Origin of the sequence: Plantactinospora sp. B6F1 (assembly GCF_040120695.1) — a bacterium.
GTDB lineage: Bacteria > Actinomycetota > Actinomycetes > Mycobacteriales > Micromonosporaceae > Plantactinospora.
This window is the reverse complement of record NZ_JBEEAC010000012.1, coordinates 153796-179774: the sequence shown is the minus strand read 5'-3', so window position 1 is coordinate 179774 and position 25979 is coordinate 153796. Positions and strand designations below refer to the sequence as shown.

Here is a 25979-nt window from a genome sequence, read left to right as displayed (position 1 = left end):
ACGGGTCAGCCGACGAGGGCGCGGACGTCCCACACCCAGGCGCCGGAGATGTCCCGGCCCGGCCCGAGCAACTGGTCGAGGGTCTCCCGCACCGGCACTCCCCGGTGCAGGCCACCCTGGACCACGATCGCGGCCCGCCAGTGCCGCAGGTCCTCGATCGCCTGCCGTCGTTCGGCCTCGCCGATCGGCGGCACCTCACCGGTGGCGGCGACCCGGTCGAGCAGCACCGCGGTCGGGCGGTCCGGCGCACCCCAGCGGGCCTGCGGATCGTCCGGCCCGGTGGGGCCGATGAAGTAGCCACCCGGCGCGGTGAAGGCCAAGCCGGTCCGGGCCGACCAGTACATCCCGGCGGTCGCCTCGGAGCCCCGGGTAGGCGGGACCGCCACGAGGGTACGCCCCGGCGGCACGTACGACCGCCACTCGCCGCTGGCGACGAACTCGGGTACCGGCCAGACCGGCTTGGTGCGCAGCGGCGTCGGCGCCACCGGCAGCAGGACGGCGATCACCGCCCCGGTCCAGAGCAGCCGGACCGGCACCCGCCCGCCGGCCCGGCCCGGCCCGCGCGCGGGCACCGCACCGCCAGGCGCCGCACCACCGTCCACGGCACCGGCATCCGCGGCACCACAGGCATCCCCGGCACCACAGGCATCTGCGGCACCGCCGGGAGCGGCACTCGGGTTCGCCGTGTGGCGGAAGACCCGGTCGAAGGAGAGCGCCAGCAGGATCGCCAGGGCGGGGACGCAGATCAGCGGAAACCGGGCCGGCACCGCCAGGTCGATCAGCGGCGCCCCGGAGACCAGTCGGTACGGGCCGGGCAGGTCCAGCAGTTCCCCGTTAAGCCGCACCTCCTCGCCGAGCGACAACGCGGAGAAGACCAGTACGCAGAGCACCAGCGCCCGGACCAGCGGCCGCCGCCACTGCCAGATCGCCACCACCGCGCAGAGCACGATCAGCGCGAGCCCGAAGAAGGAGTTCTCCTCGGTCAGGTTCGGCGAGAGCATGCCCGGCACCGTGTCGTGGCCGGTGATCGACTGCCGCGAGGCGGCGGTGAACGACGCCAGGTCCAGCGGGTACGCCCTCGGGTCGAACGGCAGCCCGCGATAGTGCCCCGGCCCGAAGAACTGGAACCACAGCGGGTACGCCAGCAGCACCACCCCGACTCCGGCGCCGACGCCGAGCCGGCCGAGGAACGCCGGAGCCAGCCGCCGGGCGGTCCCCGGGGCCGAGACCGCGTAGCCGACGGTGAAGAGCCCGCAGGCCAGCACCAGGAAGGCCAGCACCTCCTCACCGAGGAAGACCTGGTACCCGACCAGCACGCCGAGCAGTACGCCACGGCGGATCACCCGGTCGGTGCGCGGGTCGAAGACCACCGCCAGGATCGCCGGCACCAGGAACTGCGCGATCATGTGCAGGTGTCCCGTGGCCTGGGAGATCATTCCGGGTGCGAACCCGCAGAACAGGCCGGCGACGGCCGCGCCGAGGCGCGAGTCGACGATCCGGCGGGACAGGAAGAGGTACCAGGCGGTGGCCGTACCGGCCAGTGAGAGCACGACCGCGAGGAGGTAGCTGGCCTGCGAGCCGGCCAGCAGGGTCACCGGGGTCAGCGGCACGCCGAGGCCGAGCACCGACGTGTTCGCCATCAGGTTGATCCCGTCCGGCGCGTTCAACGCGGTGCTGTAGAAGGGGTTCTCCAGGTGGGTCACCGCCCGGGCGGCCCGGGCCAGCATCCACTCGAAGAGCATCATGTCGTTGCTGGCGTAGGTCATCCGGTCCCGATGCCGCCAGAGCCCGGAGGTGACGTAACCGGCGACCGCGAGATAGGTCAGCACGACCGCCGTGTCGACCAGCGGACCACGGCGCCGCGCCGACCAGCTACGCAGCGCACCCAGCCGATCCGCAACGCTGCGTCGCAGCGCACCCCGCAGGTCTGCGGCGAGGCGTCGCAGCACCGCCCGCCGACCGGTGGTCGCCGCCGGCCCGGCCGCCTCGACCGCGACGTCCGGCGCGGTCTCGGCGGATCGCCCCTGCCCGCTCACCCAGCAGTGCGGTTGGTCAGGGCGCGGACATCCCACAGCCACACGTCGGCGGTACGCCGGGCCGGGCCGGCGAACTGGTCGACGGTGCTGCGCAGCGCCTCGGCGTTGTCCTGCCGCACCGGCAGCACCAGGACCGCGGCCCGCCAGTGCCGCAACTCGTCCAGGGCCCGCCGGCGCTGTCGGTCGTTCAGCGTCGCCGGCTGGCCGCTGGTGGCGACCCGGTCGAGTACCGCGCTGAGCCCGCTGGGCCGCCCGCCGAACCGGCCGGGGTCACCGGTGTTGCCGTTGCGGGGGGCGAGGAAGTAGCCGCCGGGCATCCTGAAGTCGAGGTTGACGGCGGCGGCCCAGCGCATCCCGTTGGTGTGCCCCATCGCCGGGATCGGCACCGGCACCAGTGTCTGGTCCGGTCCGACGTACGGCCGCCACTGGCCCGAGGTGATGAAGTGCGGCACCGGCGGCCGGCTCACCTCGCGCAGCGGCAGTGGCAGGATCGGCACCAGCGCAATCGCCAGCGCGGCCACCACCACGGCCCGCAGCGCCCGCCGGTCGGCGACCTCCAGCTTCCAGGCCCGGTCGGTGGCGAGCGCGAGGATCAGCCCGATCACCACGGTGGTGATCAGGCCGAACCGGGTCGGCACGACCGCGTCGAGCAGCGGCGCCTTCACCAGGACGTCCCACGGTCCCCAGATGGCGCCCCGGTTCCACCAGGAGACCCGCTCGCCGAGCGAGAGGATCGCGAAGAGCAGGCCGGTCGCCGCGAGCGCCCGGATCACCACCTCGCGGCGGAGCCAGACCACGATCGCGACGGTCAGCAGCGCCAGACTCCAGCCGAAGAAGGCGTTCTCCTCGGAGTAGTTGGGGGCGAGGTCGAGATTGGCCCGCTGGTTGCCGCCGAGCGTGGTGGAGCCGGGTACGAAGAACGCGGCCAGGTCGTTGCCGTAGTCCCGGACCGCGTCGCTGAGCCCGTGGTACGCCTGCCGCCCCGCGAACTGCACCAGCAGCGGGTACGCCAGCAACGCCCCGGCGAGCACGCCGCAGACCGCCAGCCCGGCGCCGAGGGGGCGCCACGCCGCCCTCCACCGGCCCGGCTCCTGCACCAGCACGGCGAGCAGGAAGACCCCGCAGGCCATCGCGGTGAAGAGCAGAATCTCCTCGTTGATGAACGCCTGGTAGGTGACCAGCAGGGCGAGGATCACGCCGTCCCGGACCGGCCGGGTGGAGCGGGTCAGCGCCAGTACCCGCCAGACGATGAACGGCAGCAGGAACTGCGAGATGATGTTGGGGTGCCAGTTGGCGTGCGACAGCAGCGCCGGGGAGAAGCCGCAGAACCAGCCGCCGACGATCGCCGCGACCGGGGCACCGACCAGGTGCCGGGAGAGCACGTAGTACCAGGCGGAGGCGGTGCCGGCCAGGCCGATCGTCACCAGCACCACGAAGGACACCGCCGGGCCGAACAGCAGCGTCACCGGCACCATCGGGATGCCCAGGCCCAGGATCGCCGTGTTGGCCATCAGGTTGACGCCGTCAGGATAGTTCAGCCGGTCGGTGAAGAACGGGAACTCACCGTGCAACACCACCCGGACGGAGTGGGCGAGGAAGTACTGCACCTGTGCGGGGTCGCTGCTGTAGAGCGAGGCGACCCGGCCGGCCGGGTCGAGCCAGATCTGGCTGGTCACCCAGAGGCCGGCGACCAGGAAGGCCGCGTAGACGGCGAGGTCGCGCCGCCAGGTGGGCCAGCGGGCGGGCCGGGTGGCCGGGCGGCCGATGGTCCGGTCCGGGGTACCCGCGTCCTCGCCCGCGGCGCCGGATCGCGACGCCGGATCCCGGTCGCTGCCCGCCGCCCTCGCGGTATCCGAGCGGGTCTCGGAACCGGTGCCCGAGCCCGCCGAGCCCCGGTCGGTCCCGGTCGCCGTTCGGCTTCCTGACTCGGGACTCTCCGGGTCCGGCGTGGTGTGCAGACGTGGCTCGGCAAGCGTCACAGTCGGCGGAGTCTACAGGAGTACCCCATTGGTCCCAGTTGCCTGGGCGGCGGGTTTCCGCAGGGCGAGCCGTGTTGCCGGAGCGCCGGTCCCCGATCGGTCGGGCTTTCCCGGGTCACGCCCGAGGCACGTCCGAGATCTCGTAGGATGTGGCTTCTGTTGACGACTGAGGCGGATCGGGAGCACAGGTGGGTTCACTCCCTCGGAGCGGGATCGTCGGCGCGGCCCTCACCCTGGCCCTCCTCACCGGCGGGTGCGGCACCATCCCGAAGGAACCTCCGGTCGCGCTGCGGGTCGGCTACGACACACTGGACGGCACGCTCCAGGTGTGGCCGTCCCGGGGCTCCCTGGCAGGCGATGCAGAGGCGAGCGCCGCGGTGGCCCGGGCCGTCGACGAGTGGCGCTCCCCCGTCGAGGACCGGGTACACCTGCCCTCCTCCGGCATCCTCTGGCTCGGCGAGGTCGACGGTGGCCGACTCGCGCTGGTCGCCGCCGACGTGCCCGGCGAGGCGGGCTCCTGGCTGCTGCAGTTGACCGGTGACGGAGCGGAGTTCGCGGTCGACCGGGCGGTCGAGTACACCGAACCGGGCTACCTGGTCTACTCCGACGTGCTGCCGGTGCAGTTGCCCACCGGCCGGCGTTATCTCGTCTCCTCCCGGGTGGACCGGCTCCTCGGGCCGGACCGTCGGCCGCTGGCCATCACCGACGGCCTGACCGGCCCGGTCGCGGTGCCGGCCTGCGCCGCCCGCACCGTGACCGCCCGGCTGCGCCCCAGCGAGTCACTGCCGAACGGCAAGGCCGCCGACCGGCTCATCGACCTCGGCACCGGCATCGATGGGCCTCGCTATCCGCTGGTCGGCGACGACACCGGCTCCGGCGCCTCGGTGCTGGACGGCCTGGACACCTGCGCCCTCGGCACCAAGACGGGTCCGTTCGGCAGCATCCCGCACCGGGTACACGGCGAGGCCCATCCCGGATCGGTGCCGGTCTCCTGGCCGATCGACCGGCTCTCGACGAAGGAGTTGGCCGAGGTCGAGCTGGCCGGTGCCGGGACGGAGCCGGCCAGGCTCGAACAGATCAGCTGGCGCACCGACGATGGCATGATGACGGCGGCCCTGCTCCGGCCCGCCGACGGTCCGCCGCTGGTCTCGGCGGCCGACCGGCTCGAGCCGCTCCAGGCGTACGTCCTGCCGCTGTCCAGCCCGGTCGTGGTGCTGGCCTGGCAGCCGAACTCGGAGACCAGCCTCGCGCTGCCGCCGAACACCACCCGCCTGGTCGACCGTCCCGGCCTGGTGGTGGTGCCGAAGCCGGCCACCCGGGAGACGTTCAGCCTGATCGCCCCGGACAGGACCACCGACCGCTCGGCCGGCGGCAACTGACCCGCCGCGCCACGGGGCAACCAGCCGGCCGCGCCACGGCAACTGACTGGCCACAACCGGCCGCGCCACCGTGCCGGCCGGGACTCACCACGCCGGCCCGGAGGGCGAAGCCCACACCGGCGCGGAGGGCGAAGCCCACACCGGCCCGGAGGGGAAAGCTGGTCGGCGGGGAGGGCGAAGGCTGGTCGGCGGGGTCAGCGCCGGCCGTTGTGCCCCTTCGCCGCCCGGTCCCCGTTGGAGGCGGTCACCCGTACCGGCGCGATCGGCTCGTCGTCGAGCTGGGAAACCCAGCCGGTGACGTCCCGAGCCATGTCCTGCGCGGTCAACCCCAGGTCGGTGAGGATCTGCGCCCGGGTGCCGTGCGGCTGCCAGACCGACGGCACGCCGAGGTCGCGTAGCGGCACCCGCAGGTCGGCGTCGCGCAGCGCCTTGGCCAGCGCGTCCCCGACCCCACCGGCGCGTACGCCGTCCTCGACGGTGACCACGAGCCGGTGGCTGCCGGCCAGCGTGACCAGCTCCGGCGGGATCGGCCGGACCCAGCGCGGGTCGACCACCGTCACGCCGTAGCCCTGCTCGGCGACCCGGGCGGCCACCTCGACGCCGAGCTGCCCGAACGCGCCGACCGCGACCAGCAGCACGTCGGTACGGGCGGACTCGGCGAGTACGTCCACCCCGCCGGCGACCGAGCCGGTGTTGATCCGGCGTACCGCCGGCAGGTCGGCGGCGACGGCGCCGGTCGGGAAGCGCACGATCGTCGGCCCGTCCTCGACGGCGACCGCCTCGCGCAGTTCCGCCCGCAGCGTGGCGGCGTCCCGGGGCGCGGCGATCCGCAGCCCGGGCACCACCCCGAAGACGGACATGTCCCAGATGCCGTAGTGGCTCGGCCCGTCCGGGCCGGTGATCCCGGCCCGATCCAGCACGAACGTCACCGGCAACCGGTGCATGGCGACATCGAGCAGCACCTGGTCGAACGCACGGTTGAGGAAGGTCGCGTAGACCGCCACCACCGGGTGCAGGCCGCCCATGGCCAGGCCAGCGGCCGAGGTGGCCGCGTGCTGCTCGGCGATGCCGACGTCGTAGACCCGTTCCGGGTACTTTCGGGCCAGCGCGGCGATCCCGGTCGGCTCGGCCATCGCGGCGGTGATGCCGACCACATCCGGCCGCTCGTCGGCGATCGCGACCAACTCGTCGGCGAAGACCTGCGTCCACTTCACCGACGGGGCGGCCAGCAGCTTGCCGGTCTCGACGTCGAAGGCGCTCGGGCTGTGCAGGCAGTCGGCGTCGTCCTCCTCGGCCGGGCGGTAGCCGAGGCCCTTGCGGGTCACCGCGTGCACGATAACCGGCGCGCCGAAGCCCTTGGCCCGGCGCAGCGCCGACTCCATCACGGCCACGTCGTGCCCGTCGACCGGGCCCAGGTACTTGATGCCGAGGTCCTCGAACATCGCCTGCGGGGCAACCGCGTCCTTGATGCCCTTCTTGACCGCGTGCAGCACCTCGTACATCGGCTTGCCGACCAGCGGGGTGGAGCCGAGCGCCTCCTTGACGGCGTCCAGCACCTTCTCGTAGCCGGGGTTGAGCCGCAGCGTCGCGAGATGGTCGGCGAGACCGCCGATCGTCGGCGCGTACGACCGGCCGTTGTCGTTGACGACGATGACCAGCGGGTTCCGGGCGGCGGCGATGTTGTTCAGCGCCTCCCAGCACATGCCGCCGGTCAGTGCCCCGTCACCGACCACCGCCACCACGTTGCGCGACTCGCCGCGCAGCGCGTACGCCTTGGCCAGGCCGTCCGCATAGGAGAGCGCGGTCGAGGCGTGCGAGTTCTCGATCAGGTCGTGCTCGCTCTCCGCCTGGCTCGGATAGCCGGAGAGGCCACCGCGCTGGCGGAGCTGGTCGAAGCCCTCCTGCCGCCCGGTGAGCATCTTGTGCACGTACGCCTGGTGGCCGGTGTCGAACAGGAAGCGGTCCCGCGGCGAGTCGAAGACCCGGTGCATGGCCAGGGTCAGCTCGACCACCCCGAGGTTCGGGCCGAGGTGCCCGCCGGTCCGGGAACACTTCGCGACCAGGAAGTCCCGGATTTCGGCGGCGAGCAGCGCCAGCTCCTCGGCGGACATCCGCTTGACGTCCTGCGGCCCGCGGACCGTACCCAGAAGCCGTCCGGCGGACGTCTCCGACTCCTCCACGGTCATGCCGTCACCTCGCCACGCTCGGCAGGGGTATCGGGCCGCACGGCACTGGGCTGGCTGATTCGCTCCCTACACAGGCTCATAGCCGCAGAGTCTATCGGGACCGCGCCGGCCCGCAGCCGGGCCGCCGAAGCAGCGCCACGGATGACGCCGCGCCGGTCGCGGGCGGGAGGGGGTTCGGTGCGCCAGGACAGCCGGTCGGGAGCGGCCCGGCCGGCGAGGCGGCTCGTCGGCCGGTGACGGGCGATTGGCGATCAGCAGAGTCCCGTTGACCGGACGGTGGGACCGTCGCGGACAGTCGATGACTCGGTACCGCGAGTGGTGGGGAGGAGTTCGGCCGAACGAACGAAAAATCGGGCAGATGCCGCCAAGGGCCGTAGCATGGCCGGTATTCCCACCCTCCCCTAAGGTCTCGACATGTCGCCTGCTGGCTCCCGCCCCGGCCGGTCTCCCGGCCGCCCTCGAACCGCCCCGACATCCGGCCGGTACGCCGCCGGCCAGGTTCTCGCGGTCGGCGTTGTGCTGCTGGTCACGCTGCCGCTGCTGCCGCTGATTCTGCTGATCGTCGCCTGGATCCGGCTCCGCGACCGGGCCGCCGCCCGGGCCGCCCGCCGGGATGCGGAGGCGGCCCCCACCCCACCCCGGTCCGCGCTGCACGCCACCCCCTGAACCCGCGCCGGGGCCACGCCCCCGCGTCCCGCAGCTCCGCGTCCCGTGACTCCTCCGGGTCGACATCAACACCGTCCGGGCGTCCCGGGTCCGCCAGATCCCCGCCACTCCGCCGGGCTCAGCCGTCGCCGGGCAGCAGCAGCGCCACCAGCTCCACGTGCTGGGTCATCGGAAAGAGGTCGTAGCCGCGCAGCGCGGCGAGTCGCCAGCCCGCCTCCCGGAACGTCCGGGCGTCCCGGGCGAAGGCGGCCGGGTCGCAGGCCACGTAGGCCACCGCCCGGCTGGCGGCCGCGACGACCGCCCGGACGACCTCGGCACCGGCACCGGCACGCGGCGGGTCCAGCACCACCAGGTCGACCGGCCCGACGATCCGGCGTCGCCGCAGCGCCGGCCCGACCGAGGCCCGGACCACCTCGATCTGCGGCAGGTCGGCGAGGTTCTCCCGGGCGGCCTCGACCGCCGGCTCAGCGGACTCCACCAGGGTGATCCGGCCGGCCGGACCGACCCGGCCGGCCAGCGCCGCCGCGAAGAGCCCGGCACCGCCGTAGAGGTCCCACGCGGACTCACCGGCCCGGGGCGCCAGCAGGTCGAGTACGGCCGTCGCCAGCGTCTCCGCCGCCACCGGATGTACCTGCCAGAACGCCTCCGGCGGCAGCCGCCACGTCCGGCCGACCGCCACCTCCCGGATCCGCCGCACCACCCCGTCACCGCCGGCAGCACCATCCGTCAGACTGCCGGACGACGGACTGCCGGACGACGCACCCTCGAACGACGGGACGGGCGACGACGGGACGGGCGACGACGGGGCAGTGGCCTCGCCGAGGTCGCCGCCGCCGAGCACGCCGGTGTTGCGCCGCCCGCGGACGGTCACGTCGCCGGCCGAGGAGGCGACCACCTCCACCAGGTCGGCGTCGGGCCAGCGTCGACCACTCGGTGCCAGCACCGGCAGCTCCTGGATCACCGGGCGGGCGATCCGGCACCTGTCGATCGGGACCACCTCGTGCGAGCGATGCTTGAGCAGTCCGGCCCGGCCGGCGGCGTCGACGGCGTACCGGACCCGGGAGCGCCAGCCGAGCGGGCCGCCGGGCAGCTCGTCGACCCGGACGTCCAGCGCGGTGATCTCCTCCGGGGTCAGCCCGCCCAGCCGGCGCAGCTGCTCGCGTACCACCTCGGCCTTCCAGCGCCGCTGCGCCGCCGGCGCGACGTGCTGAAGGTCGCAGCCGCCACACCGGTCCGGCCCCGCCCACGGGCACGGCGGGACGACCCGGTCCGGCGAGGAGTCGAGTACGGTCACCGCGTCCGCCCGCAGGAAGTCCCGACGAACCTCGGTGATCTCGGCGACGACCCGCTCCCCCGGCAGCGCGTGCCGGACGAAGACCACCTGCCCGTCCAGTCGGGCCACGCAGTGCCCGCCGTGTGCCACCGGGCCGACGGTCAGCTCGACCCGCTCCGCCTCACCCGGGCCCACGAAGGACGCCCGGGACCGCTCACCGGGGCTCATCACGGACCGCCGTTTCCCGCCCGGGTGCGGGCGGAGACTCTTCGAGGTCGGTACCGGCCAGCGAGGGTGGCGGCGCCGGCACGGCTGCGGTGTTCGACCGTGGGGGCGGCCCGAGCAGACCACCGACCGGCGCACCGCCGCGCGGGCCCCGGGCCGGTCCACGGTTGAGGGTGGCGTCGAACCGGTCCAGGTTCTTCCGGGCGGTGGAGGCGAGCTGCCACGGCACGCTGGTCACCATCACCCCGGGCTCGAAGAGGAGTCGGCCCTTGATCCGCAGTGCGCTCTGGTTGTGCAGCAGGTTCTGCCACCAGTGCCCGACGACGTACTCCGGGATGAAGACGGTGACCACGTCGCGCGGCGACTCCCGGCGGGCCGACGCGACGAAGTCGAGGATCGGCCGGGTGATCTCCCGGTACGGCGAGTCGATCACGGTCAGCGGGACGGTCATCCCATGCCGTTCCCACTCGGTCTGCACCGCCCGGGTGTCCGCCTCGTCGACGTTCACGGTCAGCGCGGTCAGCGTGTCCGGCCGGGTCGCCTGGGCGTAGGCGACCGCCCGCAGGGTCGGCTGGTGCACCTTGCTGACCAGTACGATCGCGTGGTTGCGGGCCGGCAGCACCGGGCGGCCCTCGGCCGGGGTCAGCTCGGCGGCGACCCGGTCGTAGTGCCGGCGGATGCCCAGCATCATGGCGTAGATCACCGCCATCGCGGCGATGGCGATCCAGGCGCCGAGCAGGAACTTGGTGACCAGGACGACCACCAGTACCGCCCCGGTCAGACCCATCCCGAAGGCGTTGATGGCCCGGGACCGGATCATCCTCCGCCGGACCGCCGGATCCCGTGCGGTACGCAGCAGCCGGTTCCAGTGCCGGAGCATCCCCGCCTGGGAGAGCGTGAACGAGACGAAGACGCCGACGATGTAGAGCTGGATCAGCCGGGTCACCTCGGCCTGGAAGGCGACGATCAGCAGGATCGCGGTCAGCGCGAGGAAGACGATGCCGTTGGAGAACGCCAACCGGTCGCCCCGGGTGTGCAACTGCCGGGGCAGGTACCGGTCCTGCGCCAGGATCGAGCCGAGCACCGGGAAACCGTTGAACGCGGTGTTGGCGGCCAGGAACAGGATCAGCGCGGTCACGCCGGCCACCACGAAGAGCAGGATCCCGTTGCCGAAGACGGCCTGGCCGAGCTGCACGGTCACGGTCTGCTGCACGTATCCGACCGGGCCGTGTGCGAGCTGCCGGGCCGGGTTCTCCATGAACTGCAGGCCGGTCAGCCGGGCCAGCCAGATGATTCCCATGATCATCACGATCGCCACCGTGCCGAGCATCAGCAGCGTGGTGGCGGCGTTACGGCTCTTCGGCGGCTTGAACGCCGGTACGCCGTTGGAGATCGCCTCCACCCCGGTCAGCGCGGCGCAGCCGGAGGAGAAGGCCCGTAGCAGCAGGAAGGCCATCGCGAAGGCGGTCAGGTTGGCGTGCTCGGCGCTGACCACCAGGTCTGCGCTCGGCGCCCGGAGGTCGTGGCCGAGGACGAAGATCCGGACCAGCCCGGTGAGGATCATCCCGATGATGACGATCATGAAGCCGTAGGTCGGGATCGCGAACGCGGTGCCGGACTCCCGCAGCCCACGCAGATTGATCGCGGTCAGCAGCACCACAGCGGTCACCGCCACCCCGACCCGGTGCTCGGCGACGAACGGCAGCACCGAGCCGAGGTTGGCCACCCCGGAGGAGACCGAGACCGCGACGGTCAACACGTAGTCGACCAGCAGCGCGCTGGCCACCCCGACGCCGAACCTGCGCCCGAGATTGACGGTGGCCACCTCGTAGTCGCCGCCGCCGGAGGGGTAGGCGTGCACGTTCTGCCGGTAGCTCGCCACTACCGTGAGCATCACCACCGCGACGGCCAGGGCGACCCACGGCGAGAAGAGATACGCCGACGCGCCGGCGATCGAGAGCGTCAGCAGGATCTCGTCCGGGGCGTACGCCACGCTGGAGAGGGCGTCGGAGGCGAACACCGGCAGCGCGATGCGCTTCGACAGCAGGGTGTGCTGCAACCTGTCGGACCGGAAGGGTCGGCCCAGCAGCAGGCGCTTGACGAGCGAGGTGGGACTGGCCACAACCGGTAAGGGTACGGCCGTCGGATCCGACCGGCCGGCCGGTGCAGCCGATCTTCCAGTGATCCGACCGACACGGCGCTTTTAGCGCTCGCCGAGGATCCGCATCGCCGCCGGGAGACCCGCTGGACGCCGGTGGGGACCGCACTACGCTCATGGTGACATCACCCCACCGGACGGGTCGGTCCCGTGGTGACCCGGGAGGACTTGCCGTGCACGTCGTGATCATGGGCTGTGGCCGGGTCGGTTCGACCCTCGCGCACAATCTGGAGTCGCGCGGCCACTCGGTCGCCGTCATCGACCAGGACGCCGACGCGTTCCGCCGGCTCGGCCCGGAGTTCGGCGGGATCACCGTCACCGGCGCCGGGTTCGACGCGGAGGTGCTCCGCCAGGCCGGCATCGAGCGGGCCGACGCTTTCGCCGCCGTCTCCAGCGGTGACAACTCCAACATCATCTCGGCTCGGCTGGCTCGTGAGACGTACGGCGTCTCCCGGGTCGTGGCCCGGATCTACGACTCGAAGCGGGCCCAGGTCTACGAGCGGCTCGGCATCCCGACCGTGGCCACGGTCCGGTGGACCGCCGACCGGATGGTCCGGCACCTGGTGCCGGAGGGACATGTGGAAATTTTCCGCGACCCGACCAGCACCGTCTCGGTCATCGAGGTGCCGGTGCACGACGACTGGATCGGCCGGCCGGTGCGCGGCCTGGAGGAGGCCACCGGGGCCCGGGTCGGTTACCTGACCCGGTTCGGCATCGCCGCGCTGCCGACCGCGTCCACCGTGCTCCAGGAGGGCGACCAGGTCTCCATGCTGGTCACCGACGACATCGCCGATCAGGTGACGACGGTGGCGGGTTCGCCGCCGGAAGGAGGGCGTTGAGATGCGGGTCACCATCGCCGGCGCCGGCAACGTCGGCCGCTCGATCGCGCAGGAGCTGATCGAGAACGGACACCAGGTGATGCTGATCGAGCGGAAGCCGCAGATGCTCCGCCCGGAACGGGTACCGGCCGCCGAGTGGGTGCTCGCCGACGCCTGCGAGCTGACCAGCCTGGAGGAGGCCGACCTGGCCAGCTGCGACGTGGTGGTGGCCGCCACCGGCGACGACAAGGTGAACCTGGTGCTGTCGCTGCTGGCCAAGACCGAGTTCGCGGTCCCCCGGGTGGTCGCCCGGGTCAACCGGGCCGAGAACGAGTGGCTCTTCACCGACCAGTGGGGGGTCGACGTCGCGGTCAGCAAGCCCCGGGTGATGGCGGCGCTGGTCGAGGAGGCGGTGACCGTCGGCGACCTGGTCCGGCTGATGACGTTCCGGCAGGGTGAGGCGAACATGGTCGAGATCACCCTGCCGCCGACCGCACCGTACGTCGGGCATCCGGTCCACTCGGTGCCGCTGCCCCGGGACTCGGCCCTGACCGCCATCCTGCGCGGCAAGCGGGTGCTGGTGCCGACCCCTGACGACCCGCTGGAGGCCGGCGACGAGCTGATCTTCGTCTGCACCGCCGAGGTCGAGGACGAGGTCCGCAAGGTGATCCTCGGCGCGGACAGCGTGGAACGGACCCGCGGCAGCAGCGGCTGAGCGCCGGAGAACTCGACGCGGAGTCCGGCCGGCGGCGCACGTGACGTCCGGCCGGCGGCGCACGTGAAGGCCCGGCCGGCGCACGTGACGTCCGGCCCGCGGCGGTCAGCCGCCGAGCGGGGCCGGTACCGCCGGGGTCCGGTTCACCCGGCGGACCGCCCAGATGGTGATCACCAGCAGCAGCGCGTACGGCGGATAGCCGAGCAGCAGTCGGGCGACGCCCAGCGCGGTGTCCATGTCCGCCAGGTAGAGCCCGGCCTGCACACCCACCTTGGCCAGCCACACCACGCCCCACAGCACGGTGAGCCGGGTGAAGGTGCGGACCAGCCGCGGATCCTGCCGCCACTCCGACCGGCCCCCTGCCGCGATGATGGACCAGATCCAGCCGACCAGCGGCTGGCGGATCACCGCCGAACCGAGCAGCACCAGCCCGTAGAGGATGCCGTAGAGGATGCCGGGCAGGTAGAAGTCCCGCTCGTCACCGGTACGCCAGGCGATCATGGCGCCGATGCCGATCCCGACCAGGCCGTTGACGGCGTGTCGGACCGGCCGCCGCTGGAAGAGCCGGACGACCGCGATCAGCACCGCGACCGCCACCGAGGCGATCACCGCGGGACGCAGCTCGGCGATGATGTTGACCGCGACGAAGACGACCACGGGGACGCTGGACTCGACCATCCCGCGCCAGCCGCCGAGCTGCTCGGCCATCTGCTCGGTCAGACTCGGGAGCGGTTCCTCCTCCTCGCTCCGGGCGGCCGTCGGGTCGCTGCCCGTCCTGTCGGTGCGGGGCTGTCCAGCGGTCATCTGTGTGTCTTCCGGTCGCGGTTACAGTCGCCGTCGTCCCTGTTCACCGCGGCGACTCCAGCTCGTAGTACGGGTTGTAGATGACTTTACGGTCATCCCGTACCGCAATGCGACCGCGTGCGGTCAATTGCCGGCCCGGCTCGATCCCGGAGATGTGTCGGCGCCCCAGCCAGACCAGGGTCACGACGTCGCTGCCGTCGTAGAGATCCGCCTCCAGGGTCGGCAGGTTCGTCCGGGGGGTGTAGACCACCGTACGGAGCCGACCAGAGACCGACACCACCTGTCCCCGGCTGCACTGCCCGGCCGGGGTACTGCCGAACTCGGCGCTCTCCCGGCGCAGCTCCTCCGCCTCGATCTCGGCCTCGCTCGCGGTCAGCCGTTGCAGGAAGCTCCGCCACGAGAGCCGGCCCTGGTCGGTCGCCATGACCCGGTGTCACCCTCCTCCACGCGCCCGCCCAGCGCGTGCTCGCCACGACTGGCGTGAAGCCGTGCCGCAAGCGTACGCCGGTTCGGTACGCGCGCACCTGCTCAGCCGTGCCGGGTTGCCGACCCGTCCGACCGATGGCGCGGCGAAGCGCCGACAGCCGCCGACCAGGCGCCGGGGCTGCCGGCCGGGGTGTCGGCCGGGGCTGCCGGCCGGGAAACGGCTAGCCGCGGTCAGGAGCCGTCGCGGTGGGGTCGTGGTCCGGACCGGCGCGGGTGCTGCTGGCCGGAGACGACGCCGTTGACCGGCGCCCCGGACCCGTCACCGTCCGGCGAAGGCTCGGCCGCGGCCGCCGCCTCGCGGGGCAGCCGCAGCGGCAGCGGCTCGCGGACCGGCTTGGCCTCCTGCCCCCGGTCGACCACCAGCCCGTTCAGGCACTCCGCGAGCGGTCCGGCGGCGGCGGGGTCGCTGGCGGCACGCCCCTGGAAGACGCCCTGGATCATCCAGCGCGGCCCGTCGACGCCGACGAATCGCAGGTCGGCGATGCCGCCGTCCGGGGTACGGACCCGGGCCCGCAACTCGGTGCCGTACTCGCCGTCCGCCTCCTCGGCCACCACCCCGTCGGCCGCCAGGGAGGTGCGGATCTCCTCCCGCCACTCCGGCCAGATCCCCTCGGTACGCGGTGCCGCGAAGACCCCCAACTGGAGGGCACTCTCGCCGTGCACCAGGACGACCTGCTGGATCACGCCGTCCGGGTTGGCCTGGACGCGTACCTCCACGTCCTGGACGGCCGGGATGTGCAGGCTGCCCAGGTCGAGCCGCTGCACGTCCGGCGGCGCGTCGCCGACGTCGTAGGGTCCGTGCCCGGGTCCCTCGGGCTCGGCCGCAGCGGCGAGGTCCTGGGGGTCGGCCGACTGCCGACCGGAGCGCTCGTCGCGGGAGTGGCGCCCGCCGCGTCCTCGGGAGAAGATCATCGTGCTTACCTGCTACCTTCCGTTGCCGGCTGCCGGATCGGCGGAACTCACTCGCATTGTCGGCCACGGCGTACGGCGACAGCCGACCCGGGCACCCTTTTCCGATCGGTTCACCGCCTACCCGCCCCCTCGACCCGGTCGCCCGCCTCGACCCGATCCTCCGGCTCGACCCGGTCGCCAGGACGGTCGGCGGCGACCAGCCCGGCATGTCCGCCGGTCGAGCCGTGCCCACCCGCGCCCCGGACGGAGTCGGGCAGCTCGTCGACGGGCAGGAACTCGACCCGCTCCACCCGCTGCACGACGAGCTGCGCGATCCGATCCCCCCGGGAGATCTTCGCCGGGCGGACCCGGTCGTGGTTGATCAGGTTTACCAGGATCTCGCCCCGGTAACCGGCGTCGACCGTACCGGGCGCGTTGAGCACGGTCACACCGAGCCTGGCCGCCAGCCCCGATCGTGGATGGACCAGCCCGACGTGGCCGGCGGGCAGGGCGAGCGCGACGCCGGTCCGGACCAGCCGCCACCGGCCGGGAGGGATCTCGACCTCCTCGGCGGCGACCAGGTCGGCCCCGGCGTCGCCTGGATGGGCGTACGCCGGCAGCGGCAGGTCGGGATCGAGTCGCCGGACGGGTACGGGCAGGACGTGTGTCACGCTCTCACTCTCCTGGCAGGTTCGCGGCTCCACCTGTGGTGCCCCCATCCTGCCGGGTCGACGGGGCGCGCAGGGCCGTACCCTTCCAGCGTGGCACCGACAAGTTCCGAGCCCGCCGCCGTCCCGGCCCGGGCCGGGTACACCGAGCGGCTGACCCTGCCCTGGTGGCTCTGGCTGGCCGGGATCGTCGTCGCCGCGCTGCTCGCCACCGAACTCTGGCTCGGCGGCACCGGCGTGCGAGCCTGGCTGCCGTTCGTGGTGCTGTTGCCGTTGGCCGCCGTCGGTCTCAGTTGGCTCGGCCGGATCCAGGTTGCCGTACGCGACGGCGAACTCCTGGTCGACGACGCCCGGCTGCCGGTGCGGTTCGTCGCCGACGCGATCCCGCTGGACGCGGAGGGCCGACGCGAGGTGCTCGGGGTCGGTGCCGACCCGATGGCGTTCGTGGTACAGCGCCCGTGGGTGCCGGGGGCGGTCCAGGTCGTCCTCGACGACCCGGCCGACCCGACCCCCTACTGGGTGGTCAGCTCCCGCCATCCGGTACGCCTGGCCGAGGCGATCCTCGCGTCCAGCGCCCCGGCCCGGACCCCGCAGGACCGGGCCCACCGCGACCCGCACTGACCCGCCCGATACGCCGCCCGTGACCGCGCGGCGCGCCCGGGACGGTGCGTGCGACTATCCGCCGAGCGCCTTGGGGCCCTGCCGGAGGTCCTCCCGGACCCGGTCTCCGAGTCCCCGGGTGGCCCGGCCGTTGAGGAAGCCGGCCACCGCCGCACCGGTGAGGAACGGCCCGAGGGTGGTCAGGTTGCGGCCGAACCGCCGCAGCAGCCGGTCCCGCAGTTCGTTACGGGCCGCCGTGCCGAGTACCGCGCCGACGCCGACACCGGGCAGTAGCGGATTGACTCCGCGCTGGGCCGCCCACGAGCGGAGCAGGGTCACCGCGCGCTGGCTGGTGCCTCCGGGCAGCCGCACGCCGTACGCCTCGTGCAGTTCGCCGATCAGCTTGAGTTCGATGGCGACCACGGTGACGGTCTCGGCGGCCAGCAACACCGGTGCCGAAAGCAGGGTCGGGGTGGCCGCCCACTCCACCGCCGCGACTCCGCCACCGGCCGCGCCGACCCCCGCGGTGGCCCGCACGGCGTTGCGGACCAGCCGGTCGGCCAGTGCGTCCCCGTCGAGGCCGTCGAAGTGCCGCAGCAGGGTCTCCCGGTCCCGCACCGGGATGTGCGGCGCGATCTCCGCGACCGTGTCGGTGAGCCAGCGGACCGCCGCCTTCGGCTTGAACAGGTTGCCGGGACGCCCGGTCCGCACCTGGCCGACCAGCCGGCGGAGCAGTTGTCGCCGACGGGACTGGTTGAGCTCGTCCGCGGTGAGCGCCGCGACAGTCGAACTCAGCTCAAGGTCCGCCCTCGGCCCGGCGTCGGGCGAGGACGTGTCGGTCGGTCCCGGCGAGGACGTGTCGGACGCCCGGTCGGAGCGGCTCATCATGACCTCCAGCACGTGTCGTCGGTGGGGCGTACCACCACGCGCATCGAGTCAAGCAGTTGCCCGCCAGCCCCGCATGTCGAATCACGCGCGGCGACCTCCACCCGTGGAGGTCGCCGCTCCCCCCCGTCCCGGAAGACTCACCCCGTACCCGGCGGACCGGCTTCCCTGACCGGGAAGACCACTCCGGCCATTGCGGTCAGGCGCACTCGCGGCAGATCAGCTCGCCGTTGCGCTCCACCGCGAGCTGGCTGCGGTGGTGCACGAGGAAGCAGCGCCCGCAGCGGAACTCGTCCGACTGCATCGGCAGCACCTTCACGGTGAGCTCCTCGTCGGCCAGGTCGGCACCGGGCAGCTCGAAGCTCTCGGCGACCTCGGCCTCGTCGACGTCCACGGCGGCCGACTGTGAGTCGACCCGCCGAGCCTTGAGCTCTTCCAGGCTGTCCTCGCCGAGGTCGACCTCGTCGCGACGCGGGGCGTCGTAGTCGGTGGCCATCGGTCTCACTCTCCCATATCGATATAGTCGCTTCCGGTTGTAACGCCGGAGGACGCTGTTTCGGTTCCCGCTGGCCGGCCATTACTTCCGGTCGCCCGACCCGGCGCACGTTCCGGGTCGCGGCCGCCGGGCGAAACTCCCCCGGCGAGCGGGGTACCTTACCCCCCTTCGGGCGAGGCATGTATACCGTCCCTGCGGCATGCATGTACGTCCGAGCGCGCGGAGTTGTTCCCAATGTGACTCAGGCGACACGAAGATAGGGGTACTGATCGGCCGATCGTCGTCGGCGCGCCGACAAACCCGGCGGATTCAGCACCCGGTCGGACAACCGCCGCCGGCACCGGCATACTCGATAGCCACAGCGACCCGCCCGGCCGGCCGGCCGGCGTCTGTTCCACACACCACCTTCGCAGGAGCCAAGCAGATGAGTTTCGCGCGCGTCCGGGCCCTCGTCGTCGTCGGCGTGCTCGCGGTGATCGCCATGGTCTTCGTCGCCGTCACCCTCGTCCGCGACACCCAGGCCGGCAAGGAGGTCGCCAGCGACTGCCAGGAAGGCGACAAGCTCGCCGACACCCGGTTGCGGCTGCCGAAAGACATCAAAATCAACGTCTACAACGCGACCGAGACGATCGGCCTGGCCAACACGGTGAAGACCGACTTCCAGAACCGGCAGTTCAAGGTCCTCAAGGCCGGCGACGAGCCGAACAAGAAGGGCATCGACGACGAGGTCGCGGTGCTGCGGTACGGGCCGAAGGGCGTCGGCTCGTACCACGTGCTCAGGGCGTACTTCCTGAACGAGGCGGAGCCGGAGTTCCAGCTCGAACGCGAGGACGACGTGGTCGACGTCGTCCTCGGCGGCGAGTTCAAGCAGTTGGCGACCATCACCGAGGTCAACCAGGCGCTGACCCAGCGGGACAGCGACAGTACGCAGCTGCCGCCGCGGACGTGCGCCGACCCCAACCTGAGCTGACCCGACCTGGCTGGCCCGGAGGGTCGCCGCTGGCCTGGAGGGTCGCCCTCGCCGACCCTCCAGGGCCGGCGGCCGGCGGCCGGCGGCCGGCGGCCGCCTCCGCCCAGGGACCCGTGGAGGGTCCGCTCAGGGGCCGCCGGCCGCGTCGAACCGGACCAGGTGGTCGTGCAGTGGCCCGAACAGCGCCGGCGGGGCCGCGATCACCAGATCCGGTCCCGGGCCGGCACCGGCCAGCCCGTCGACCCGGAGCCCGGCCTCGGTCGCGACCAGCCCGCCGGCCGCGTGGTCCCAGAGGTTCAGACCCTTTTCGTAGTAGCCGTCGACCAGGCCCTCGGCGGCCAGGCACAGATCGATCGAGGCGACACCGAACCGGCGGATGTCCCGGACGTGCGCGACGAGCCGGTGCAGGACCGCGGCCTGATGCGACCGGCGCGCGGGATCGTACCCGAACCCGGTGGCCACCAGCGCCTGGCCGAGATCGGTCTCCACCGAGCCGGTCAGCCGCCGTCCGGCCCGGTAGGCACCTCCACCCCGGACGGCGGTCCACTCGTCCCCGGTGGCCGCGTTCCGGACCACACCGGCGACCACCTCGCCGTCGACCTCGGCGGCCAGCGAGACGGCGTAGTGCGGCAGCCCGTAGAGGTAGTTCACGGTGCCGTCGATCGGGTCGAGGATCCACCGTACACGGCTGCCGCCGGCCGGGCCGGCGCCCTCGACGTCGCCGTACTCCTCGCCCAGCACGGCGTCGCCGGGCCGGGCCGCCCGCAGGGCCGCCACCGCCTGCCGCTCCACCGCCCGGTCGGCCGCGGTGACCACGTCGGTCGCGGTGCTCTTGGTGGCCACCGCGGCGACCCCCTCGGCCCGCATCCGGTACGCGGTATCCGCCGCCGCCCGGGCCACCTCGACCGCGATCTTCAGCAGCTCCTCCGGAGCCGGTGTCGTGCCGTCCATGACGTCCCCTTCCCGCACGCCTGTGACGTCCCGCCCCCGGCGCGAGTATCATCCTTACAAAGTCAACACGCGCATCGGGTCGGTGGCCCCGGACCACGTCTCCGGCGTGCGGCGCAGGATGATCGCCGCAGACGGCGCTACAATTCACGCCTGCCCACGCGCCACGGACCGCCGAGCATCGGTCGGCCCGGGACACGGGGGTCCCTCAACCACATCGGCCCGACACACCGCATAGCGCTGCGCCGGCCGATCCGGCCGTGCTCGCTCATCGCCTCCGGAAGGTCATTCGTGACAGAACCCCGCCACATCGGCGCCGACGTACGCTCGCTCACCGACACCCTGATCGCCCACGCGCAGAGCGCCGGCGGCCAGCTCACGTCGGCCGAGTTGGCGCGTACGGTCGAGTCTGCTGAGGTGACTCCGGCCCAGGCCAAGAAGATCCTGCGTGCGCTCTCCGACGCGGGGGTGACCGTCGTGGTCGACGGCTCGGCGAGTACCCGTCGCCGGGTCGCCGCCGCGCGGTCCGCCACCCCCGCCTCGCGGGCGACCACCGCCAAGGCGACCAAGAAGTCGGCACCGCCGGCGCCGAAGCAGGCGCCTGCCGCCGACGAGTCGGCCGGCGCGCCCCGCAAGCCGGCGGCCCGCAAGCCGACGCTCGCGGCCGACGGCGGGTCGCCGCCAGCCGGCGCCAAGCCGGCCGCGAAGGGCGCTGAGACGGCCGCCAAGGCCCCGGCGAAGGCCGGCCGTGCCACCGCCAAGGCCGCCGGCACCGGCCCGGCCAAGGCGGCCAAGGGCGCCGCACCGGCCAAGGGCGGCGGTCCGGACGGTCCGGGCGAGGAGATCGATCCGGAGGAGCTCGCCGCCGAGATCGAGGACGTGGTGGTCGAGGAACCGGCCGAACTGACCAAGGCCGCCGAGGCGGACGCCGCCGACGCCGCGACCGACAACGACTTCGAGTGGGACGACGAGGAGTCCGAGGCGCTCAAGCAGGCGCGCCGGGACGCCGAGCTGACCGCGTCGGCCGACTCGGTCCGGGCCTACCTCAAGCAGATCGGCAAGGTCCCGCTGCTCAACGCCGAGCAGGAGGTCGAGCTCGCCAAGCGGATCGAGGCCGGGCTCTACGCCGCCGAGCGGCTGCGCGCCGCCGAGGAGGGCGAGGAGAAGCTCGTCCGGGAGATGGTCCGGGACCTGGGCTGGATCTCCCGGGACGGCGAGCGGGCCAAGAACCATCTGCTGGAGGCGAACCTGCGGCTGGTGGTCTCGCTGGCCAAGCGGTACACCGGGCGGGGCATGGCGTTCCTGGACCTGATCCAGGAGGGCAACCTCGGTCTGATCCGGGCCGTCGAGAAGTTCGACTACACCAAGGGCTACAAGTTCTCCACCTACGCCACCTGGTGGATCCGGCAGGCCATCACCCGAGCCATGGCCGACCAGGCCCGCACCATCCGCATCCCGGTGCACATGGTCGAAGTGATCAACAAGCTGGGCCGGATCCAGCGCGAGCTGCTCCAGGACCTGGGCCGTGAGCCCACTCCGGAGGAGCTGGCGAAGGAGATGGACATCACACCGGAGAAGGTGCTGGAGATCCAGCAGTACGCCCGGGAGCCGATCTCGCTCGACCAGACCATCGGCGACGAGGGGGACAGCCAGCTCGGCGACTTCATCGAGGACTCCGAGGCGGTCGTCGCCGTCGACGCCGTCTCCTTCTCGCTGCTGCAGGACCAGCTCCAGCAGGTGCTCCAGACGCTCTCCGAGCGGGAGGCCGGCGTGGTGCGGCTGCGCTTCGGGCTGACCGACGGGCAGCCGCGCACCCTGGACGAGATCGGCCAGGTGTACGGCGTGACCCGCGAGCGGATCCGGCAGATCGAGTCCAAGACGATGTCGAAGCTGCGCCACCCCTCCCGCTCGCAGGTGCTACGCGATTATCTTGACTGACCCCAAAAGTCAACCAGCCGTGTCCATCTGATCACCACACGTACATCGGGCATGCGGTGATCGGCTGGTCCCCACGCGTGATCGTTGACGTGGCACCCTGGTGGCACGGCACACTGTCTCCAGTACGTGTGACATCGGTCCCCCGGGGGCACACTGGGAAGGCCACACCCCACAAGGGTGTTGCACGATAGGTGAGCAATGACCGACGAGAGTGTTCATCGGTGACGACCGCAGGAGGAAGGCGATGACCCCGACCCTCACGCCGCCGCCCGAGACGGTGGCTCCCCCAGCCGCCGATGAACGGTGCGACCGCTGCAACGCGGCCGGCAAGCTTCGAGTCACCCTGGCGGGTGGGAGCGAGCTGGTGTTCTGTGGGCATCACGCGAACAAGTACGCCGAGGATCTCGTGAAGATCACGGTTCGGTACGCGGCCGATCCCGAGTTCAGCTGGCGGGGCGCCGATTTGATGGCGAACTAACCCAATCAGGACATAGTCGACCGGAGGTGCCCCAGGTGGGCACCTCCGGTCGTCTATTCCTCGACAGTGCCGATTGCCGACAGCATCGACGATCGGCCGCAAGACGGCCTGGACGGCCTGGACCGACCGCCTCCGTCAGCACCGCGTATGAACGTCGTCAGAGCAGACGGTGGCATAACACAGCGCCTGGGCGTGGCACGGCATCTGGGCGTGGCACGGCATCTGGGCGTCGTCACAGGGTCTGCACGGTGGCGATCCGCTCCTCGAGCTGCTCGATGCTGGCCTGTGCGCTGGGCGGGCCGCCGCAGCGGCGGCGAAGCTCCGCATGGATCTTGCCGTGCGGCAGCCCGGTCCGGTGGTGGTGCGCCGCCACCAGCGCGTTGAGCTGGCGGCGCAGGCTGACCCGGCGCTCCGCCGCGCTGAGCGGCCGGCTCTCCGGCCGGGGCGCCGGCATCGGCTCGGCGGCGTTCTTCCGGCGGCGCTGGGCGGCCAACTGGTCGGCCTGGCGCTTGTTCAGCAGCACCGCGACCTGGTCGGCGGTGAGCAGACCAGGCAGGCCGAGATAGTCCTCCTCCTCCGGGGTACCCGCCTGGGCACCGGTGCCGAAGGACGCCCCGTCGAAGATCACCTGGTCCAGTTCCGCGGTGGCGGAGAGCGCCTCGAACCGCTTCTCCAGTTCCCCGCTGGCCTGCTCGTTGCGTTGCGCCCGCTCCAGCAGGTCGTCGTCGAGCCCGTCGCCGCGCTTCGGCTCACCCAACACGTGATCCCGCTCGACCTCCATCTCGCTGGCCAGCCCGAGCAGGTGCGGCACGCTGGGCAGGAAGACCGACGCGGTCTCGCCCGGCCGGCGGGCCCGGACGAACCGCCCGATCGCCTGGGCGAAGAAGAGCGGGGTGGAGGCGCTGGTCGCGTAGACGCCGACGGCCAGCCGGGGAATGTCGACCCCCTCGGAGACCATCCGGACCGCCACCATCCAGCGCTGGTCGGAGGCGGAAAAGGCGGCGATCCGGGCCGAGGCACCCTGGTCGTCGGAGAGCACCACCACCGCCCGCTCCCCGGTGATCCGTTCGATCAGCCGGCCGTACGACCGGGCTGCCTGCTGGTCGGTGGCGATCACCAGGCCGGCCGCGTCGGAGACCCCGCCCGCCCGGAGCACCTGCAACCGGGCGTCGGCGGCCCGCAGCACCTGGGGCATCCAGTCACCGGCCGGGTCCAGCGCGGTACGCCACGCCTGGGCGATCAGGTCCTGGGTCATCGGCTCGCCCAGCCGGGCCGCCAACTCGTCCCCGGCACTGGTCCGCCACCGGGTCTCCCCCGAGTACGCCAGGAAGATCACCGGGCGGACCACCCCGTCGGCGAGCGCCTCGGCGTAGCCGTACACGGAGTCGGCCCGGGAGCGTTGCAGGCCGTCGTTGCCCCGCTCGTAGGTTACGAAGGGGATCGGGTTCTCGTCGGACCGGAACGGCGTACCGGTCAGCATCAACCGGCGTACGGCGGGCTCGAAGGCGGCCTTGACCCCGTCGCCCCAGGACCGGGAGTCGCCGGCATGGTGGATCTCGTCGAGGATCACCAGGGTCCGTCGGGTCATGGTCCGGCGGCGGTGCACCTGCGGGGCGATGCCGACCTGGGCATAGGTGACGACCGCGCCGTGGAAGTCCGCCGAGGAGTGCAGGTCGGCGTTGCGGAACGCGGCGTCGAGCTGGATGCCGACCCGGGCCGCCGCGACGGCCCACTGGGTCTTCAGGTGCTCGGTCGGTGCGACCACGGTGACCGCCTCGACGGTGCCGTCGGCGAGCAGTTCGGCGGCGATCCGCAGCGCGAAGGTGGTCTTGCCGGCGCCGGGGGTGGCGACCGCCAGGAAGTCCTCGGAACGGCGACGCAGGTACTCCACCAACGCCTTACGCTGCCACGCGCGCAGCGCCGGGAACGACTCGAGAACTGGCAGTCGGGCTCCCACGCGAACTCTCCCCTCCGACGGCCAGGTATCCGACCACACGAAAACGCCCCCGCGACCGGACCGAGCGCGAAGGCCGTACCAGCATAACCAGCCGGACCCGCCCGCCCCAGGCGACACCATTGCCACACCAGGCACGGTTGGCACACCCGCCGACCCACGCCTCGGCGAGCGTCCGCCGCAGCGACACGCCAGCTCAGCGGTCCTGCTCCGCCGGCCGCTCGCCGTCGGCCCACCCCTCCGGGTGGGCCCCGCCGTCGACCTGCCGGTCCGGGAGCCGCTCGCCCTCGACCCGCCGGTCCGGGAGCCGCTCGCCCTCGACCCGCCGGTCCGGGAGCCGCTCGCCCTCGACCCGCCGGTCCGGGAGCCGCTCGCCCTCGACCCGCCGGTCCGGGAGCCGCTCGCCCTCGACCCGCCGGTGCGGTGGGCCGGAGTCGCCGCCGGCCGGCCGGTCGGTCGGCACCGGAGCCGACCAGCGTCGGCGCAGGGCCAGCAGCCGGAGGGCGAAGACGAAGAGCGCCGCCGCCATCAGCGGAGCCGGCCGGGCCAGACCGGCCCGGTCGAGGCCGACCACCGCGACCGCGCCGGCCAGCGCCGCCAACGCGTAGATCTCCCGGCGGAGTACCACCGGGATCTCCCCGGTGAGCAGGTCCCGCCCCAGCCCGCCACCGATCCCGGCCATCATCCCGATCATGCCGGCGCCGAGGGGTGGCAGGCCGGCGTCGAGCGCGATGAGCGTACCGGTGACGGTGAAGAGGCCGAGCCCGGCCGCGTCGAGGACAAGCACGGTGGTACGCAGTCGCGTCAACTGGGGGTGTAGCCAGAAGACCGCGGTGGCGGTGACCGTCGCGGTGACCGCGTACCGCCAGTCAGCGAAGGCCAGCGGCGGCCCGTCGCCGATCACCAGGTCCCGGAAGATGCCGCCGCCGAGCGCGGCGACGAAGCCGACGAAGACCACTCCGAACAGGTCCAGCCGCTTCACCACCGCGGCGGACGCGCCGGAGGCGGCGAAGATCGCCACGCCGGTGAGATCGGCGAGGAGCAGGGCGGCTGCGGCGGTCACCGCAGGATGCTACGCGCGCGAGGGCGCCGGCCGCGCGCGTCAGTCCCGCATGGAGTCGTAGATCTCCTTGCACCTCGGGCAGACCGGTGAGCCCGGCTTGGCGGCTTTGGTGACCGGGAACGTCTCACCGCAGAGCGCGATCACGAAGGTCCCCATGACCGCGCTCTCGGCGATCTTTTCTTTCCGGACGTAGTGGAACATTTCCGGTCCGGTGTCTGCGTCCTTCAGATCCGGACGCTCGAGAACCTCAGTGCTCACGGCAGTGATTCCTCCCTTGGTGACCCCGCCAACGCTCAAGTTTGGCAGGTCACTGCCGAGCGGTCCACCGGAACACCCGCCGACACCGGCCCGTACGGTGGTTGA

Annotated in this window: 22 protein-coding genes and 1 pseudogene; 8 read left to right on the top strand and 15 right to left on the bottom strand. The window is 72.7% G+C overall.

Annotated elements, in window-relative coordinates; translation table 11 throughout:
• Positions 1–5: 5 nt before the first annotated feature.
• Positions 6–1889 carry a DUF6311 domain-containing protein gene (locus tag ABNF97_RS17850; RefSeq protein WP_486484966.1) on the bottom strand — a complete coding sequence of 628 codons (1884 nt, stop codon included), beginning with the start codon at positions 1887–1889 and terminating at the stop codon, positions 6–8.
• 143 nt (positions 1890–2032) lie between these two features.
• Entirely contained in the window at positions 2033–4015 is a 1983-nt protein-coding gene (locus ABNF97_RS17845; protein WP_130464132.1) for a DUF6311 domain-containing protein, read from the bottom strand.
• Between the two features lie 188 nt (positions 4016–4203).
• Here ABNF97_RS17845 and ABNF97_RS17840 point away from each other — a divergent pair, with 188 nt between their 5' ends.
• The gene (locus ABNF97_RS17840) at positions 4204–5394 is read left to right on the top strand and encodes a hypothetical protein (protein WP_349339178.1); all 1191 of its coding nucleotides are present in this window, start codon (positions 4204–4206) and stop codon (positions 5392–5394) included.
• Between the two features lie 194 nt (positions 5395–5588).
• Here ABNF97_RS17840 and dxs read toward each other — a convergent pair whose 3' ends face one another.
• Positions 5589–7580 carry a 1-deoxy-D-xylulose-5-phosphate synthase gene (gene dxs, locus ABNF97_RS17835; RefSeq protein WP_130464134.1) on the bottom strand — a complete coding sequence of 664 codons (1992 nt, stop codon included), beginning with the start codon at positions 7578–7580 and terminating at the stop codon, positions 5589–5591.
• Between the two features lie 414 nt (positions 7581–7994).
• Here dxs and ABNF97_RS17830 point away from each other — a divergent pair, with 414 nt between their 5' ends.
• The gene (locus ABNF97_RS17830; RefSeq protein WP_130464135.1) at positions 7995–8246 is read left to right on the top strand and encodes a hypothetical protein; all 252 of its coding nucleotides are present in this window, start codon (positions 7995–7997) and stop codon (positions 8244–8246) included.
• A 118-nt stretch (positions 8247–8364) separates the two neighbouring features.
• Here ABNF97_RS17830 and ABNF97_RS17825 read toward each other — a convergent pair whose 3' ends face one another.
• Both ABNF97_RS17825 and ABNF97_RS17820 read right to left on the bottom strand, forming a co-directional pair.
• A complete protein-coding gene (locus ABNF97_RS17825; protein WP_349339177.1) occupies positions 8365–9747 on the bottom strand; it encodes a class I SAM-dependent RNA methyltransferase in 1383 nt (460 codons plus the stop codon).
• The gene (locus ABNF97_RS17820) at positions 9734–11866 is read right to left on the bottom strand and encodes an amino acid permease (protein ID WP_130464137.1); all 2133 of its coding nucleotides are present in this window, start codon (positions 11864–11866) and stop codon (positions 9734–9736) included. Before ABNF97_RS17820 ends, ABNF97_RS17825 begins: the two co-directional genes overlap by 14 nt.
• Before the next feature lie 209 nt (positions 11867–12075).
• Between ABNF97_RS17820 and ABNF97_RS17815 the strand changes: the two genes are divergently transcribed.
• Together ABNF97_RS17815 and ABNF97_RS17810 are read left to right on the top strand one after the other, a co-directional pair.
• The gene (locus ABNF97_RS17815; RefSeq protein WP_130464138.1) at positions 12076–12741 is read left to right on the top strand and encodes an NAD-binding protein; all 666 of its coding nucleotides are present in this window, start codon (positions 12076–12078) and stop codon (positions 12739–12741) included.
• 1 nt (position 12742) lies between these two features.
• Complete coding sequence (locus ABNF97_RS17810; RefSeq protein WP_130464139.1) at positions 12743–13435, top strand: NAD-binding protein; 693 nt, start codon at positions 12743–12745, stop codon at positions 13433–13435.
• Positions 13436–13540: 105 nt separating this feature from the next.
• Here the strand turns inward: ABNF97_RS17810 and ABNF97_RS17805 are convergent, their stop codons facing one another.
• The 4 genes from ABNF97_RS17805 to dut form a co-directional block, all read right to left on the bottom strand.
• Positions 13541–14239 carry a DUF3159 domain-containing protein gene (locus tag ABNF97_RS17805; RefSeq protein WP_349339176.1) on the bottom strand — a complete coding sequence of 233 codons (699 nt, stop codon included), beginning with the start codon at positions 14237–14239 and terminating at the stop codon, positions 13541–13543.
• A 43-nt stretch (positions 14240–14282) separates the two neighbouring features.
• The gene (locus ABNF97_RS17800) at positions 14283–14663 is read right to left on the bottom strand and encodes a single stranded DNA-binding domain-containing protein (RefSeq protein ID WP_130464141.1); all 381 of its coding nucleotides are present in this window, start codon (positions 14661–14663) and stop codon (positions 14283–14285) included.
• A gap of 233 nt (positions 14664–14896) precedes the next feature.
• Positions 14897–15637 (bottom strand): DUF3710 domain-containing protein, encoded by a 741-nt coding sequence (locus ABNF97_RS17795; protein ID WP_349339175.1) that lies wholly within the window; start codon positions 15635–15637, stop codon positions 14897–14899.
• A 110-nt stretch (positions 15638–15747) separates the two neighbouring features.
• On the bottom strand, positions 15748–16335 hold the full coding sequence (dut, locus tag ABNF97_RS17790) for a dUTP diphosphatase (RefSeq protein WP_130464143.1): 588 nt from the start codon (positions 16333–16335) through the stop codon (positions 15748–15750).
• 42 nt (positions 16336–16377) lie between these two features.
• Here dut and ABNF97_RS17785 point away from each other — a divergent pair, with 42 nt between their 5' ends.
• Complete coding sequence (locus tag ABNF97_RS17785) at positions 16378–16905, top strand: DUF3093 domain-containing protein (RefSeq protein ID WP_349339174.1); 528 nt, start codon at positions 16378–16380, stop codon at positions 16903–16905.
• Positions 16906–16959: 54 nt separating this feature from the next.
• Here ABNF97_RS17785 and ABNF97_RS17780 read toward each other — a convergent pair whose 3' ends face one another.
• Positions 16960–17769: a hypothetical protein gene (locus ABNF97_RS17780; RefSeq protein WP_502930505.1), complete on the bottom strand. Its 810-nt coding sequence runs from the start codon at positions 17767–17769 to the stop codon at positions 16960–16962.
• Positions 17770–17968: 199 nt separating this feature from the next.
• On the bottom strand, positions 17969–18265 hold the full coding sequence (locus ABNF97_RS17775) for a DUF4193 family protein (RefSeq protein WP_130464145.1): 297 nt from the start codon (positions 18263–18265) through the stop codon (positions 17969–17971).
• 424 nt (positions 18266–18689) lie between these two features.
• Between ABNF97_RS17775 and ABNF97_RS17770 the strand changes: the two genes are divergently transcribed.
• A complete protein-coding gene (locus ABNF97_RS17770; protein WP_130464146.1) occupies positions 18690–19235 on the top strand; it encodes a LytR C-terminal domain-containing protein in 546 nt (181 codons plus the stop codon).
• A 126-nt stretch (positions 19236–19361) separates the two neighbouring features.
• On the opposite strand, the gene ABNF97_RS17765 is transcribed toward ABNF97_RS17770, so the two are convergent.
• Positions 19362–20186, bottom strand: a complete 825-nt coding sequence (locus ABNF97_RS17765) for an inositol monophosphatase family protein (protein WP_349339172.1) — start codon at positions 20184–20186, stop codon at positions 19362–19364.
• 288 nt (positions 20187–20474) lie between these two features.
• Between ABNF97_RS17765 and ABNF97_RS17760 the strand changes: the two genes are divergently transcribed.
• Together ABNF97_RS17760 and ABNF97_RS17755 are read left to right on the top strand one after the other, a co-directional pair.
• Positions 20475–22121, top strand: a complete 1647-nt coding sequence (locus ABNF97_RS17760) for an RNA polymerase sigma factor (protein ID WP_349339171.1) — start codon at positions 20475–20477, stop codon at positions 22119–22121.
• 244 nt (positions 22122–22365) lie between these two features.
• Positions 22366–22599, top strand: a complete 234-nt coding sequence (locus tag ABNF97_RS17755; protein WP_130464149.1) for a DUF7455 domain-containing protein — start codon at positions 22366–22368, stop codon at positions 22597–22599.
• A 232-nt stretch (positions 22600–22831) separates the two neighbouring features.
• Here ABNF97_RS17755 and ABNF97_RS17750 read toward each other — a convergent pair whose 3' ends face one another.
• From ABNF97_RS17750 to ABNF97_RS17740, 3 genes and pseudogenes are all read right to left on the bottom strand, one after another.
• Entirely contained in the window at positions 22832–24556 is a 1725-nt protein-coding gene (locus ABNF97_RS17750; RefSeq protein ID WP_130464150.1) for a DEAD/DEAH box helicase family protein, read from the bottom strand.
• Positions 24557–24977: 421 nt separating this feature from the next.
• Positions 24978–25616, bottom strand: a pseudogene (locus ABNF97_RS17745) (trimeric intracellular cation channel family protein); the annotation flags it as partial.
• Between the two features lie 39 nt (positions 25617–25655).
• A complete protein-coding gene (locus ABNF97_RS17740; RefSeq protein ID WP_130464151.1) occupies positions 25656–25874 on the bottom strand; it encodes a DUF3039 domain-containing protein in 219 nt (72 codons plus the stop codon).
• Positions 25875–25979 lie beyond the last annotated feature (105 nt).